The sequence below is a fragment of the Actinomadura physcomitrii genome, from assembly GCF_008923205.2.
Classification (GTDB): Bacteria; Actinomycetota; Actinomycetes; order Streptosporangiales; family Streptosporangiaceae; genus Spirillospora; species Spirillospora physcomitrii.
In genome coordinates this window covers 1-14419 of the sequence record NZ_WBMS02000019.1, presented here as the reverse complement: position 1 = coordinate 14419, position 14419 = coordinate 1, and the positions used below count along the sequence as shown (strand labels likewise).

At 73.1% G+C, this 14419-nt stretch carries 13 protein-coding genes; 10 read left to right on the top strand and 3 right to left on the bottom strand.

Annotation, left to right across the window (positions count from 1 at the left end; genetic code table 11):
- Positions 1-25: 25 nt before the first annotated feature.
- Positions 26-433: an ATP-binding protein gene (locus tag F8568_RS23690; protein WP_151595880.1), complete on the bottom strand. Its 408-nt coding sequence runs from the start codon at positions 431-433 to the stop codon at positions 26-28.
- A gap of 92 nt (positions 434-525) precedes the next feature.
- Here F8568_RS23690 and F8568_RS23685 point away from each other — a divergent pair, with 92 nt between their 5' ends.
- Together F8568_RS23685 and F8568_RS23680 are read left to right on the top strand one after the other, a co-directional pair.
- Complete coding sequence (locus F8568_RS23685; RefSeq protein WP_151595879.1) at positions 526-1398, top strand: helix-turn-helix domain-containing protein; 873 nt, start codon at positions 526-528, stop codon at positions 1396-1398.
- Positions 1395-1577, top strand: a complete 183-nt coding sequence (locus tag F8568_RS23680) for a DUF397 domain-containing protein (RefSeq protein ID WP_151595878.1) — start codon at positions 1395-1397, stop codon at positions 1575-1577. Before F8568_RS23685 ends, F8568_RS23680 begins: the two co-directional genes overlap by 4 nt.
- A gap of 3 nt (positions 1578-1580) precedes the next feature.
- On the opposite strand, the gene F8568_RS23675 is transcribed toward F8568_RS23680, so the two are convergent.
- Positions 1581-2906 carry an HNH endonuclease signature motif containing protein gene (locus F8568_RS23675; RefSeq protein ID WP_151595877.1) on the bottom strand — a complete coding sequence of 442 codons (1326 nt, stop codon included), beginning with the start codon at positions 2904-2906 and terminating at the stop codon, positions 1581-1583.
- A 794-nt stretch (positions 2907-3700) separates the two neighbouring features.
- Here F8568_RS23675 and F8568_RS23670 point away from each other — a divergent pair.
- From F8568_RS23670 to hpnH, 8 genes are all read left to right on the top strand, one after another.
- Entirely contained in the window at positions 3701-5251 is a 1551-nt protein-coding gene (locus tag F8568_RS23670) for an MFS transporter (protein WP_151595876.1), read from the top strand.
- Positions 5248-5859 (top strand): acyl-CoA-like ligand-binding transcription factor, encoded by a 612-nt coding sequence (locus F8568_RS23665; RefSeq protein WP_151595875.1) that lies wholly within the window; start codon positions 5248-5250, stop codon positions 5857-5859. Before F8568_RS23670 ends, F8568_RS23665 begins: the two co-directional genes overlap by 4 nt.
- Positions 5860-6509: 650 nt before the next feature.
- On the top strand, positions 6510-7367 hold the full coding sequence (gene hpnC / locus F8568_RS46975) for a squalene synthase HpnC (protein ID WP_328600992.1): 858 nt from the start codon (positions 6510-6512) through the stop codon (positions 7365-7367).
- Between the two features lie 3 nt (positions 7368-7370).
- Entirely contained in the window at positions 7371-8288 is a 918-nt protein-coding gene (hpnD, locus tag F8568_RS46970) for a presqualene diphosphate synthase HpnD (protein WP_202125266.1), read from the top strand.
- Positions 8285-9604, top strand: coding sequence for a hydroxysqualene dehydroxylase HpnE (hpnE, locus tag F8568_RS23655; protein ID WP_328600991.1), 1320 nt, complete (start codon positions 8285-8287; stop codon positions 9602-9604). The genes hpnD and hpnE overlap by 4 nt, the downstream gene beginning before the upstream one ends.
- A 55-nt stretch (positions 9605-9659) precedes the next feature.
- A complete protein-coding gene (locus F8568_RS23650; RefSeq protein WP_151595873.1) occupies positions 9660-10691 on the top strand; it encodes a polyprenyl synthetase family protein in 1032 nt (343 codons plus the stop codon).
- Positions 10691-12619: a squalene--hopene cyclase gene (gene shc / locus F8568_RS23645; RefSeq protein ID WP_151595872.1), complete on the top strand. Its 1929-nt coding sequence runs from the start codon at positions 10691-10693 to the stop codon at positions 12617-12619. Before F8568_RS23650 ends, shc begins: the two co-directional genes overlap by 1 nt.
- Complete coding sequence (gene hpnH / locus F8568_RS23640; RefSeq protein WP_151595871.1) at positions 12620-13624, top strand: adenosyl-hopene transferase HpnH; 1005 nt, start codon at positions 12620-12622, stop codon at positions 13622-13624.
- Positions 13625-13658: 34 nt separating this feature from the next.
- On the opposite strand, the gene F8568_RS23635 is transcribed toward hpnH, so the two are convergent.
- On the bottom strand, positions 13659-14419 hold a 761-nt coding region (locus F8568_RS23635), incomplete at its 5' end, for a WS/DGAT domain-containing protein (protein ID WP_151595870.1).

Here is a 14419-nt window from a genome sequence, read left to right as displayed (position 1 = left end):
ACATCCAATTTATCTCGACATCAAGCTACTCCGCCCCCGGCAGCTTCGCCCACACCGCCTTCCCGCCCTCGTTCAGCGGCCGGACGCCCCAGCACCCCCGCGCGAACCCGGCGACCAGCACAAGCCCCCGCCCGCACACCGCCCCGTCGTCCGGCGGCCGCACCACCGGCCGCCCCGCCCCCGCGTCCCAGACCTCGACCACCGGCCGCCCGTCCCCCTCCTCCAGATACAGCCGGACCACGATCGGCCCCTCCCCATGCCGCCAGGCATTGGTGACCAGCTCACAGACCACCACGCGCCCGAGATGGTCATCCTCGATCCCCCACTCGGCGAAGCACCCCGCGAGAAACCGCCGCGCCAGCAGCGGCGCATGCACCGTGGGTTCGAGGACGAGCGTGCGCGGACTTTCGGGCGCGAGCGCCATAGCGGACATACCGGTTCACCTCGGAAGACTCCCTGAATTCCTGTGACCGAAGCGTCTCCGCAGGGCGATGCTTCGGGCAGGCGAAGCGCGAGGTGACGCACATGACCGCTACTTCGCGTACATCACCGGTCATCGCCCGGTCATCACTGGAGGTGGACATGCCGCAACCCCCCAAGCGCCTGACGCCGTCCCGAGGGCCGCTCGACCTCTTCGGATCCGAGGTGCGCCGCTACCGGACGATGGCGGGACTGTCACTGGCCCAGCTCGCGGAGCAGATCCCCTACGCCCCCTCCACCATCGGGGAGATCGAGCGCGGCGAGTCAGGCTGCGACCGCGGCTTCGCCGAGCAGTGCGACCGCGTCCTCGACACGCGCGACGCGCTCACCCACCTCCACGACGGCCTCTTCGACGGCCGATCAGCGGCGTTTCCCGAGTACTTCGCGGGGTGGCCGGAGTACGAGAGCCAGGCGGAGGTGCTGCGTTCCTACGAACCGCTCGTGATCTACGGCCTGCTGCAGACACCGGGCTATGCCGACGTGCTCTTGTACGGCGACCAGCAGGCGATCGAAGCCCGGATGGACCGCCAGGCAGTCCTCACGCGAGCAGAACCATCGCCGCCGAGACTGATCTATCTGCTTCCCGAACGCGTCCTGCGGTCACGCGTGGGCGCGTCCACGGTGATGCACGAGCAACTCCACCGTCTCGCCGATCCGGTGTCACCACGCTTGTCGGTTCAGGTCATTCCAGATGGGGCGCCGCACCCGGGAAATTCGGGAGCGTTCGTGATCGCCACCCTGCCGGGAGAATCGCGTATCGCCTACTCTGTAGCCGAGCCGCACGGCAGGATTCTCGACGGGCGTTCCGACGTTGAACGGCTGCACGAACGGTTCGCGGACATCGCGACGTATGCGCTTCCGACTGACCTATCGGTAGCGCTGATCAGGGAGATTGCGGACGAAGTATGGAAGCCATGAGTGCTCATCCGGCGTGGCGCAAGAGCAGCTACAGCAGCTCACAGGGCGACAACTGCGTAGAACTGGCCGACCTCGGCGACACGGTCGGCGTCCGCGACAGCAAGGACCCGCACGGTGGCCACATCAGCCTCGGCCGGGATTCGTTGCGTTCTCTGCTGGACGGGTTGAAGAAGCGGTAGCGGTCAGGTTCGATCGGGGCGGACGATGTACCAGGCGCCGGCGGGGGTCGTCCAGATGAGCAGGCCGGGCCAGATCTGGAAGAGCGACCAGCCGGGGCTCTGCTTGAGCCGGTGATGCCTGCGGCAGAGCGGCGCGAGGTTGCAGCGGCAGGTGAGGCCGGGCCGCCACGGGATCGTGTGGTCGAGGTCGCACCTGCGCGAAGGCTGATTGCAACTCGGATAGACACACGTCCCGTGCCGCTCCTCGACCTCCCGCCGCAGAGCAGCGGAGGGCCGGTAACCCGGACGTCCGTGCGTTTCTTCATCGCCCTGGCAGACCGTGTCGCGCCGTTCCGCAAGCTCGTCGTGAATCCGCTGCGCCGCCTGCCGGACGGCGACGGGCCGGACGTCCAACGACACACGGGCGCGCACGTGAGCAAGCCGCCGTTCGGCCATGGCCGCCAACGCGGGAATGGCGACGTCGTCGCCCGGCTGCGGCGCCGGGGGCTCCTCAACGACATGTGGAGCCTGCTCGAGCAGGGCGCGAACGGCCTCGGGAAACTCGGCGCCACCGAGAAGCCGCGTGGCCAGCTCAACGCGAAGGACGTCGAGAGACCGGCCGTCCCCCTCATGCTTGAGGCCGCGCGCCGCCGCGGTGATCTTGTTGTAGACGGCGTGGGCTTCTTCCGGGGGAAGATCGCACAGAGCCAGGTTCGCGGTGCCGGACGGGTTGTCCCACACCTCCAGCCGCCGTCCGCGCACCGCTTCGCGCTTGCGCTCTTCAACTGCATCCGGGGCCAGTCGACGTGCCATCCGGCTGATGCGACGGCGCAACTGCCCGGACGTCTGATCGGGCGCCTTCTCCAGAGCCGCGGTTTCGAGGCGTTCGGCGGCGTCTGCGGGAAGGCTCTCGGTGACGTCGCAAATGACGCGGGCCTTGGTGAGGTCGATGCGCCCGGCTTCGAGCGCTTCGCGCGTGCCGGGCAGGTCGTCCGCGAGCCGTTCCGCCAGATGCACGAGCGAGGCGGCGGCATTGCCCGTGACGGTCAGCGCCGCCGCCACTTCATCGGTGACCGACTCATGCGCCGACAGGACTCGTGGATCGTCTTCGACCCCACCGGCGGCGCGCCGTCCCGCCAGCTCGGCGATCGCGGCCAGCTCGCGCGCCTGCGCCCATGACGTCTGGCGCCGCGCCGCGGCAGCGACCTCCAGCAGTTCACCGTCGGTCAGATCGGCCAGCGACTCCTTACCGCCCGACAGGCAGACGGCCAATTGCGGCCCCGGCGGAAACCAGCTCCGCCCCTCCCATTCACGGACCTCGCCGATATAACCGGGCAACACCACGACCATTCACCCCCCACCACAACTTTCCACCACATTATAAGGGAGAACACCAGAACAATCGACAGACAATCCGGACAGGACACATTACTGTCCCCCCCTTTCGCGGGGCCAGCGCAGCCCTAGCTGACCGCTTTTAATGCGCAGCGCGAAGCGCTGCGCAAACCGCGCCCCGCACAGACAACAGCGCGAACACCAAACCCCGCCCCCACCACTTCAACCAACGTGACAGCAACCTGCGACCAGCAGAAACGCTCGCACGAGCCTACGGAAGGCACCTCAGCCACCCACCGGCCGCAACCAAAGTGATCCGAGAGAAAATAGCCAGCCACGGCCGCATAAGCAATGCTCTCGACGGAGAGATACCGGGGCGCCGGCGGGCACTGCAGCCCAGCAGTCGCAACCCGCCTTCTTGAAGCACCTGCACTCATAGGACACAAACCGAAGGCTTCACCCCTGAATACTGGATGGCGAGCAGCGTCAGCCCATCTCATAGACAAGACCACCGGGCTTTCCTCTGCCATTCCGCACCCAGACATGACACCGAGGAACTCGACCGCCTCAGGGCCGAGGACGGCGGGACGGCCAGGCTCCGAAAACGCCCGATGCGGCCGGCGCAGACCCCCATCACGAAGCAGCTCATCCCACCCGAAGCGACTCATCCCCCCGGAGCGACTCATGGCGAGCGCGGGCACGGAGCACCCGGCTCGCGCGGATCACCACCGGTCGGAGCGCTCGCTTGACATCCAAAATCTGACAGTCAACTATCATTTGGTAGTGAACCGTCAGATTGGAGAGGAACCATGGTGGAGAAGACCGGACGCCGGTGGTGGGCGCTGGCGGCGCTCACGCTGAGCGTGCTGATCGTGGGGCTGGACGGGACGATCATCAGCGTCGCGCTGCCCACGCTGTCGGACGAGCTGGGCGCGACCAGCGCGCAGCTCCAGTGGATCGGCGGCGGCTACCTGCTGGCGCTGTCGGTGGGGATGCTCCCGGCGGGGCTGCTCGGCGACCGGTACGGCCACCGGCGGCTGCTGGTGAGCGGGATCGCGCTGTTCGGGCTGGCGTCCGCGGCGGGCGCGCTCGCCGGGACGGCCGGGCAGGTGATCGCGGCGCGCGCGGTCCTCGGCCTCGGCGCGGCGATGATCACGCCGCTGTCGATGGCGATCCTGCCGAAGGTGTTCGGCAAGGACGAGCTGCCGCGCGCCGTCGGCGTGTGGACGGCGGCGACGGCGGTCGGGATGCCGGTCGGCCCGCTCGTCGGCGGCTGGCTGCTCGACCACTTCTGGTGGGGCTCGGTGTTCTTGTTCAACGTCCCCGTGACGGTGCTCGCGGCGGCCGCGTGCCTGCGGCTGCTCCCGGCGGACGGCCCGCGCGTCCGGGACGGCGCGCCGTTCGACTATGCCGGCACGCTGCTCGGCACCCTCGGCATCATCGGCCTCGTCTACGGAACCATCCAGGTCCCTGAGCACGGCTGGGGCAGCGCGTCCGTGCTCGTCCCGCTCGCCGCCGGCGCGGTGCTGCTGGCCCTGTTCGTGCGGCGGCAGCGGCGGGCGGCGGCGCCGCTGGTCGACATCGGCCTGTTCGCGGACGGGACGTTCCGGTGGGGCGCCGTCATCGCCGTCTTCGTCAACTTCGCGGTGATGGGGCTGCTGTTCGTCGTCCCGCAGTACCTGCAGGCCGTGCTGGGCAACGATGCGTTCGGCAGCGGGCTGCGGCTGCTGCCGCTGATCGCCGGGCTGATGGCGGCGGCGACGCTGGCCGAGTCGCTCGTCCCGCGGCTCGGCGCCCGCGTCGTGATCCCCGCCGGGCTGCTGCTCCTCGCCGTCGCCACGCTGCTCGGCGCCGCCACGAACCCCGGCGACGGCTACGCCATGGCCGCAGGATGGCTGTCGATGGCGGGCCTCGGGTTCGGGCTGGCGGTCGTCCCGGCGACGAGCATGGTGATCGGGGCGCTTCCGGAGGACGGGGCAGGTACGGGGACGAGCCTGCTGGAGACGATCCAGCAGCTCGGCGGGGTGCTCGGCGTCGCGGCGCTCGGCAGCGTCCTGAACGCGGGGTACCTGGCGCGGCTGTCGGTGGCGGGGCTCCCGGCCCCGGCGGCGCACGCGGCGCGCGGCTCGGTCACCGGCGCGGACGCGGTGGCCGCGCGTCTGCACGACGAGGCGCTGGCGGCGTCGGCGCACGGCGCGTTCGTCCACGGGATGAACCTGACGCTGCTGGTCTGCGCGGGCACCGCCCTGCTCGCCGCCGTCCTCGGGGTCGTCTTCCTGCCGGGCCGGGCGCGCGGCGCGCAGGCCCCGCCGGCCGCCGCCCCGCAGGAGGCAGCGCGCGCGGGAGAATTGCCGGCATGAGCACCAGGGAGACCCCGGCCGGCAAGCCGTGCGGGCTGCGCGAGCGCAAGAAGGCGAAGACGCGGCTGGCGATCCGCCGCGCCGCGTATCGGCTGTTCGCCGAGCAGGGCTACGAGGCGACGACCGTCGACCAGATCGCCGCGGCGGCCGAGGTCTCCGCCAGCACGTTCTTCCGCTACTTCCCGGCGAAGGAGGACGTGATCCTGTCGGACGAGTACGACTCGGCGCTCGTCGACGCGCTCGCCGCGCGCCCGGCGGACGAGCCGGTCCTGCTGTCGCTCCGGCATTCGATGACCGACTCGCTGGGCCTCGTCCTGGAGGCCGATCGCGAGGAGCTGTTCACCCGGATCCGGCTGTCCTTCACCGACCCCGGCATCCGGGCCCGGGCGATGGACGAGCAGCTGCGCAACCAGGACGCGGTGGCGGCGGCGATCGCGGGCCGGACCGGCCGGGACGCCGCCGAGCTGGACGTGCGGTGCGCGGCGGCGGCGATCATCGCGGTGTCGATGACGGTGATGCGGCACTGGGTGGACGGCGGCGGCGCCGAGGACCTTTCCGCCCTGTACGACCGCCAGCTGAGCACCCTGTTCGAGGGCCTGAGGCTCTGACGAGCCGGGGCCTGCGGCTCTGATACGACAGCGCGGCCGTTCCGGCGGCACCGGGACGAGTCCCGCCGCTGGTCAGGACTTGTCGATGTGGCCGGGACGGGGTCGGAGGCGGGCGGGCCGGTGATGATGGTGCCGCAGCCGCCGCAGCCCTCCTGGACCTGCTTCAGCAGCGTCAGTTTGTTGACGCCGAGATAGCCGATGTTCACGGTGACGGCGGTGTTGTCCGAGACCAGCACCGCGACGGCCGAGATGTTCGTCTTCGCCTGGTTTCCGTAGGCGGTCGCCCGGGCCGGCGTGCCGAACTCGGCATAGGTCATCTGTCCCGCCGCATTCGGGAACAGCTCGCCCTTTTTCCTCATAGCAGCTGTATTCGCGATAGAACACCGCCGGCTCGGAGCAGGGCTGCGTTCCCGCAGCCGGCGGCCAGGACCATGCTCACCCCCGTGAGCCCCACCATCGTCCCCCAACGCGTGCCGGTCCCCCGCATGTCCGGACTTCCTCTCTCAACGGCCTGCACGCGAATGATGGGCAGTTCAATGGCCCAGACGCCAGGGACTCTGGAACGGTTCAGCCCGGGACGCGCGGCGCTTCAATAAGTCCATACCTTGGCCAGAGTTTCTTTAGTGCCGGGACCGGCGAATCCCACAAAGGTGATCACCGATTCACCCTGGAGCGCGTTCGACCACGACCGCATGCTGGACGCGCTGGCGGCCCGGGAGAACTTTCCGGTCGCCGCCCGGCTGCTGCCCGCCCGGCACCAGGCCGACCTGCGCGCCGTGTACGGCTTCGCGCGGCTCGTCGACGACATCGGGGACGAGGCGCCGCCCGCGCAGCGCGCGGACCTGCTGGCACTGGTCGACGACGACCTGGACCTGGTCTACAAGGGCGGGACGCCGAAGCTGCCGCAGCTGCGCCGGCTGGCGGGCACGGTGCACGCGCACGGGATCCCGGCCGAGCCGTTCCGGCGGCTGGTCGAGGCGAACCGGCAGGACCAGGTCGTCCACCGCTACGAGACGTTCGAGCAGCTGGTGGAGTACTGCGCGCTGTCGGCCGATCCGGTCGGCCGCGTCGTGCTGCACGTGTTCGGCGCTCAGAACGCCGGGCTGGAGGGGGCGTCGGACCGGGTCTGCACGGCGCTGCAGATCATCGAGCACTGCCAGGACGTCGCGGAGGACCACCGCGCCGGGCGCGTCTACCTGCCGGCCGAGGACCTGCGCAGGTTCGGCTGCGAGGACGCCGACCTGGCGCGCCGGACGACGCCGACGCGGCTGCGCGGGGTGCTGGCCCTGGAGGCCGGGCGCGCCCGCGACCTGCTGGACCGCGGCGCCGCGCCGCTGATGAGGGGACTGTCCGGATGGGCCCGGGTCGCCGTGGGCGGCTACGTGGCGGGCGGGCGGGCGGCGCTGGCGGCGCTGGCCGGCGCCCGCTACGACGTGCTCGCGCATCCGCCGCGTCCCCGCCGGGCCGCAGTCCTGGCCGGGTGGGCGCGCGCACTGGGAAGGGGCTGAGCGATGACGGTTTCAGGGACGTGGGAGCGGACCGACGAGGTCGCGGGGGCGTATCGGCACTGCGAGCGGGTGGTGCGCGAGGAGGCCCGCAACTTCTCCTACGGGATCCGGCTGATGCCGCCGCCGAGGCGCCGCGCGATGAGCGCGATCTACGCGTTCGCGCGCGGCGTCGACGACATCGGGGACGGCCCGGAGCCGGCGTGCGTGCGGCTGGACCTGCTGGACCGGTCGCGGCAGCGGCTGCTGACCGTCCAGGAGGTGCTGCGCAGGCGCACCGACGTGCGGGCGCTGGAGGGCCATCCGGTGCTGACGGCGCTGGCGGACGCGGCGGCCCGGTTCCCGATCCCGCTCGTCGCGTTCGACGAGCTGATCGACGGCTGCGAGAGCGACGTGCGGGGCGCCCGCTACGAGACGTTCGACGACCTGCTGCGCTACTGCCAGCAGGTCGCGGGGTCGGTGGGGCGGCTGTCGCTCGGGGTGTTCGGGTCGGACGGCCGGCAGCGCGCGGAGGGGCTCGCGGACTCGCTGGGCGTCGCGCTGCAGCTCACCAACATCCTGCGGGACGTCCGGGAGGACCGGATGGCGGGGCGGGTGTACCTGCCCGCCGAGGACCTGGAGCAGTTCGGCTGCACGCTGGAGCTGGACGAGTCGGGCGTGTTCATCGACCCGCCGTGGCGGCTGCACAAGCTGGTCGGCTTCCAGGCCGAGCGGGCGCGCGCGTGGTACGCCGAGGGGCTGCGGCTGCTGCCGCTGCTGGACCGGCGCAGCGCCGCGTGCACGGCGGCGATGGCGGGGATCTACCGGCGGCTGCTGGAGAGCATCGCGGAGAACCCGGCGGCGGCGCTGAGCTCGCGGGTTTCGCTGCCGACGTGGCAGAAGGCCGTGGTCGCGGCGCGCGCGCTGACGGGGGTGGAGCGGTGAGCGTCGTCGTCGTCGGCGGCGGGCTGGCCGGCATCAGCACCGCGATCGCCCTGCAGGAGTCGGGTGTTCCGGTCACGCTGGTGGAGGCCCGGCCGTGGCTCGGCGGCGCGACGCACTCGTTCCGCCGCGACGAGCTGAACGTCGACAACGGCCAGCACGTGTTCCTGCGCTGCTGCACCGCCTACCAGGGGCTGCTGCGGCGGCTGCGCGCCGAGCACCTGGTGCGGATGCAGGACCGGTTCGACGTCGCGGTGCTGCGGCCGGGCGCGCGGCCGGCGCGGCTGCGCAGCTCGCCGCTGCCGAGCCCGCTGCATCTGCTGCCGTCGCTGGCGCGGTACTCGCACCTGCCGGTCGCCGACCGGCTGCGGGCGGTGCGCGCTGCGGCGGGGCTGCAGCGCCTCGACCCCGACGACCCGGCGCTGGACCTGGTCTCGGCGGGCGCGTGGCTGGCCGAGCGCGGGCAGCGGCCGTGGGCGCGGGAGGCGCTGTGGGGGCTGTTCATCACCGCGGCGCTGAACGCGGAGGTGGGCGACGCGGCGCTCGGCCTGTCGGCGATGGTGTGCCGGCGGGCGCTGTTCGGGCGGCCGGACGCCGCCGACATCGGCGTCCCGACCGTCCCGCTGGGCGAGCTGCACGGCGGCCCGGCGCTGCGCCGGATCGCGGAGATGGGCGGCACCGTCCGGCTGAAGGCGAAGGTCGAGGCGGTCACCACCGACCCGAAGGTGGTCGTGGACGGCGTGCCGATCGCGGCGGACGCGGTGGTGCTGGCCGTCCCGCACGAGGCGGCGGCGCGGCTGCTGCCCGCCGAGGCGCTGCCGCAGCCGCTGCGCTGGCACGAGCTGGACGCGAGCCCGATCGTCAACGTGCACGTGGTGTACGACCGGCCGGTGCTGGACGAGCCGTTCGCCGCGGCGGTCGGCTCCCCCGTCCAGTGGATCTTCGACCGGTCGGGGGTGGCGGGGCTGCGCGACGGCCAGTACCTGGCGATCTCGCTGTCGGCCGCGGACCGCTGGATCGACCGGCCCACCGCCGCGCTGCGCGCGGAGTTCGTGCCGGAGCTGGCGCGGCTGCTGCCGGCGGCGCGGCGCGCGCGCGTCCGCGAGCTGTTCGTGACGCGGGAGCGGCGGGCGACGTTCCGGCAGCGGCCGGGCAGCCGGTCGCCGCGCCCGGGGGCCGCGACCCGGGCCCGCGGCCTGTTCCTGGCCGGCGCGTGGACCGACACGGGCTGGCCCGACACGATGGAGGGCGCGGTGCGCAGCGGCCTGACCGCCGCCCGCCTGGTCCGCCGCCACCTGGAGGGGGTGCGGGACCGGTGACCGCCGCGTCCGCCGTGCCTCTTCCGGCTGACCGCCGCTTCGAGAGGTGTGATCCATGACGGCCGTTCCGGTCTCGATGACCGATGTTCGCGGGCTGGTCGACGGGGCGCTGCGCGCCGCGGTCGGCCGGCTCGATCCGCGCACCTACCGGGTCGCGGCCTACCATCTCGGCTGGGCCGACGAGGAGGGCCGCCCGCTCGCGGCGCCCGCCGGGAAGGCGCTGCGCCCCGCGCTGGCGCTGCTGTCGGCGCGGGCGGCGGGGGCGCCGCCGGAGAGCGCGCTGCCGGGTGCGGTCGCGGTGGAGCTGACGCACGCGTTCTCGCTGCTGCACGACGACATCATGGACGGCGACCGGACCCGCCGGCACCGCCCGGCGGCGTGGACGGTGTTCGGGGAGCCCGCCGCGATCCTCGCGGGCGACGCGCTGCTCGCGCTCGCCCTGGAGGTGCTGCTTGAGGCGCCCGGGCAGGGGTCGGCGCGGGCGGCGCGGGCGCTGACCGTCGCGACGCGGCGGCTCATCGCGGGCCAGTCCCTCGACCTGGAGTTCGAGACGCGCCGCCAGGTCGGGCTGGAGGAGTGCACGGCGATGGCGGCGGACAAGACCGCCGCGCTGCTCGCCTGCTCCTGCGCGATCGGGGCGGTGCTGGACGGCGCGCCGGAGCCGCTGGCCGCCGCGCTGGAGGCGTTCGGCGCCGACCTCGGCCTTGCGTTCCAGCTGGTCGACGACCTGCTCGGCATCTGGGGCGACCCCGCCACGACCGGCAAGCCGGCGCTGTCGGACCTGCGGTCGCGGAAGATGTCGCTGCCGGTGGTGGCCGCGCTGAACTCCGGCACGCCGGAGGGGGCGCGGCTCGCCGAGCTGTACGCCCGGCCGCCGGACCCCGAGGATCCCGAGGACCCCGACGAGGAGGATCTGGCGGAGGCCGCCGCGCTCGTCGAGGCGGCGGGGGGCCGGGCCTGGGCCGAGGCGGCGGCCGACGAGCGGATCGCGAGCGCCGCCGCGCACCTGGCGTCCGCCCCGCTGCCCGAGCCCGTCCGCGCCGAGTTCCTCCGCATCGCCGCCTTCGTCACCCGCCGGGACCACTGATGACCGCGACCGAACCAACCGAGACCACCGCGACCGAACCCACCGCGACCGCCGCGTCCGCCGGGGCGGCCCGCACGCCCGCCGAGGCGATGGCGGCCGCCCGCGACCACCTCCTCGGCCTCCAGGCGCCCGAGGGCTGGTGGAAGGGCGAGCTGCAGACCAACGTGACCATGGACGCCGAGGACCTGCTGCTGCGCGAGTTCCTCGGCATCCGCACCGCCGACGACACCCGCGAGGCGGCCCGCTGGATCCGCTCGCAGCAGGCGCCCGACGGCACCTGGGCCAACTTCCACGACGGGCCGCCGGACCTGTCCACGACCGTCGAGGCGTACGTGGCGCTGCGGCTGGCCGGCGACGAGCCGGACGCCCCGCACATGCGCCGCGCCGCCGCGTTCATCCGGGGCGAGGGCGGCATCCCCGCCACCCGCGTCTTCACCCGCTTCTGGCTGGCGATGTTCGGGCACTGGCCGTGGGACGAGCTGCCGGTCGTGCCGCCGGAGATGGTGTTCCTGCCGCGCTGGTTCCCGCTGAACGTCTACGACTTCGCGTGCTGGGCGCGGCAGACGATCGTCCCGCTGACGGTCGTCGCGGCGAAGCGGCCCGTCCGGCCGCTGCCGTTCGCGCTGGAGGAGCTGCGGTCGGGGCGCCCGGTACGGCGCGGGCGGCGCGGGAGGTGGGGCCTGCCCGGCTGGGACGAGGCGTTCGGCGCGCTCGACCGGGCGCTGCGCGTCTACGAGCGGCGGCCGCTGCCCGGCCTGCGCAAGGCGGCGCTGCGCCGCGCCGGCGAGTGGATCATCGCGCGGCAGGAGCCGGACGGGTCGTGGGGCGGCATCCAGCCGCCGTGGGTGTACTCGCTGCTCGCGCTGCACCTGCTCGGCCACGGGCTGGACCACCCGGTGGTGCGGCGCGGCCTGGAGGGGCTGGAGCGCTTCACCATCCGGGACGCGAAGGGCCGCCGGCTGGAGGCCTGCCAGTCCCCCGTCTGGGACACCGTGCTGGCGATGAACGCGCTGGTCGACGCGGGCGTCCCGGCGGACCATCCGGCGCTGGAGGCGGCCACCGAGTGGGTGCTCGGCGAGGAGGTGCGGGGGCCGGGCGACTGGTCGGTGCGCCGCCCCGACCTGCCGCCGGGCGGCTGGGCGTTCGAGTTCGACAACGACTACTACCCCGACACCGACGACACCGCCGAGGCCGTCCTCGCGCTCGGCCGCGTCGGCCGTCCGGAGGCCGAGCCGGCGATCGAGCGCGGCGTGCGGTGGATGGCCGGGATGGTGTCGCGGGACGGCGGGTTCGGCGCGTTCGACGCCGACAACACCCGCGCGCTGTGCCGGCGGTTGCCGTTCTGCGACTTCGGCGAGGTCATCGACCCGCCGTCCGCCGACGTCACCGCGCACGTCGTGGAGGCGCTCAGCCTGCGCGGCATGGCCGACTCGACGCTGGTGAAGCGGGCCGTGGTGTGGCTGCTGAGGGCGCAGGAGGACGACGGGTCCTGGTTCGGCCGGTGGGGCGCCAACCACGTCTACGGCACCGGGAGCGTCGTGCCCGCGCTCGTCGCGGCGGGCGTCCGGCCGGAGAAGCCGGTGATCCGGCGGGCCGTCCGCTGGCTGGAGCGTTACCAGCGCGAGGACGGCGGCTGGGGCGAGGACCTGCGCTCCTACCGCGACCCGGAATGGGTCGGGCACGGCGTGTCGACCGCGTCGCAGACGGCGTGGGCGCTGCTGGCGCTGCTCGCGGCCGGGGAGCGCGGCCGGGCCGTCGAGCGGGGCGTGCGGTGGCTCGTCGAGCGCCAGCGCCCCGACGGCACGTGGGACGAGGAGCACTTCACCGGGACCGGGTTCCCCGGCGACTTCTACATCAACTACCACCTGTACCGCCTGGTGTTCCCGCTGTCGGCGCTGGGCCGCTACGTGAAGGAGATCGGTTCCTAAATGGCCATGCCACTGCGCCAGAGCCTGCGCGTCGGCGGGTACGTCCTGCGCAACAAGCTGGCGGGGCGGAAGAAGTTCCCGCTCATCGTCGAGCTGGAGCCGCTGTTCGCCTGCAACCTGGCGTGCGCGGGCTGCGGCAAGATCCAGCATCCGGCGGACGTGCTCAAGCAGCGCATGCCGGTCGAGCAGGCCGTCGCGGCGATCCGCGAGTGCGGTGCGCCGATGGTGTCGATCGCGGGCGGCGAACCGCTGATGCACCCGCAGATCGGCGAGCTGGTCCGCGAACTGATCCGGATGAAGCGGTACGTGTTCCTGTGCACGAACGCCGCACTGATCCCGAGGAAGATCGACGACTTCGCGCCGTCCCGGTACTTCGCGTGGGCGGTGCACATCGACGGGCTGCGCGAGCGGCACGACGCGTCGGTGTGCAAGGAGGGCGTGTTCGACGAGGCGGTCGCGGCGATCCGGATGTGCCGGGAGCGCGGGTTCCGGGTGACCACGAACACCACCGTGTTCAACACCGACACCCCGCAGACCGTCATCGACGTCCTCGACTACCTCAACGACGACCTGCGCGTCGACCAGATGATGATCTCGCCGGCGTACGCCTACGAGAAGGCGCCCGACCAGGACCACTTCCTCGGCGTGCAGGAGACGCGGGCGCTGTTCCAGAAGGCGTTCGCGGGCGGCAACCGCAAGCGCTGGCGGTTCAACCACTCGCCGCTGTTCCTGGACTTCCTCGAGGGCAGGGTCGACTTCCCGTGCACGGCGTGGGCGATTCCGTCGTACTCGCTGAAGGGCTGGCAGCGTCCCTGCTACCTGATGGACGACGGCTACGCCGCGTCCTATAAGGAGCTGCTCGAGGAGACCGACTGGGACGCCTACGGCCGCGGGCGCGACGACCGCTGCGCCAACTGCATGGCGCACTGCGGCTACGAGCCCACCGCCGTGTTCGCGACGATGGGCTCGCTGAAGGAGTCGCTCCGCGCGGTGCGAAGCGTGTGATCAGCGTGCGGAGCGTGTGACCGGCGGCGCCTGATCACGTGTCCCGCAGCTCGCGGACGACCTCGCGGACGGCGGCGGCGAGGGCGCCGGCGTCGTCCACCAGCCCGGTGTCGGCGCAGATGCCGAAGCACAGCTCGCGGTCGACGCCGAGCGCGGCGACGGCGAGCGGCGCGCCGGGGGCGAGCGGGACGACCGGGTACACGCCGGTCACCGGGACGCCCGTCAGCAGCAGCCGCTCGCGGCTGGCCGGCAGGCTCGACACGATCCCCTGCAGGAACCGGCCGCCGTAGACGGCCCGCGCGAACCGCGCGTGCAGCGGCGCCGGCATCAGCCGCCCGACCTGCCGCATCACGAACCACGCGGCGAGCGCGCGGGTGCCGGAGCGCAGCACCCGGCTGCGCCGGGCGATCTCGGCGAGCCGCTCGCGCTCCGGCATCGGGCCGATCGGCAGGTCGACCATGACGGCGGTGGTGTGGTTGCCCTCCATGCCCTGGCCGGGCGCCCGCATCATCAGCGGCACCGCGACGCGGCACTTGCGCGGCGCCTCCCCCGCCGGGAACCGGACGGTCCGCCGCAGCGCGCCCGCGACCGCGCACATCACCACGTCCGAGACGCGGGTGCCGTGCCGCCGGGCGATCTCGCGAGCCTCGTCGAGCGGGACGCGCAGGGTGCCGAAGCGGCGCCCTGCCGTCCGCCGGGACGGCAGCCGCGCGGGCGGCGCCGCGCCGGCGCCGCTGCCGGCGGCGAGCTGCGCGAGGCCGAGGGCGCCGGCGAGCGCCTCGCGGACGCGGCGGC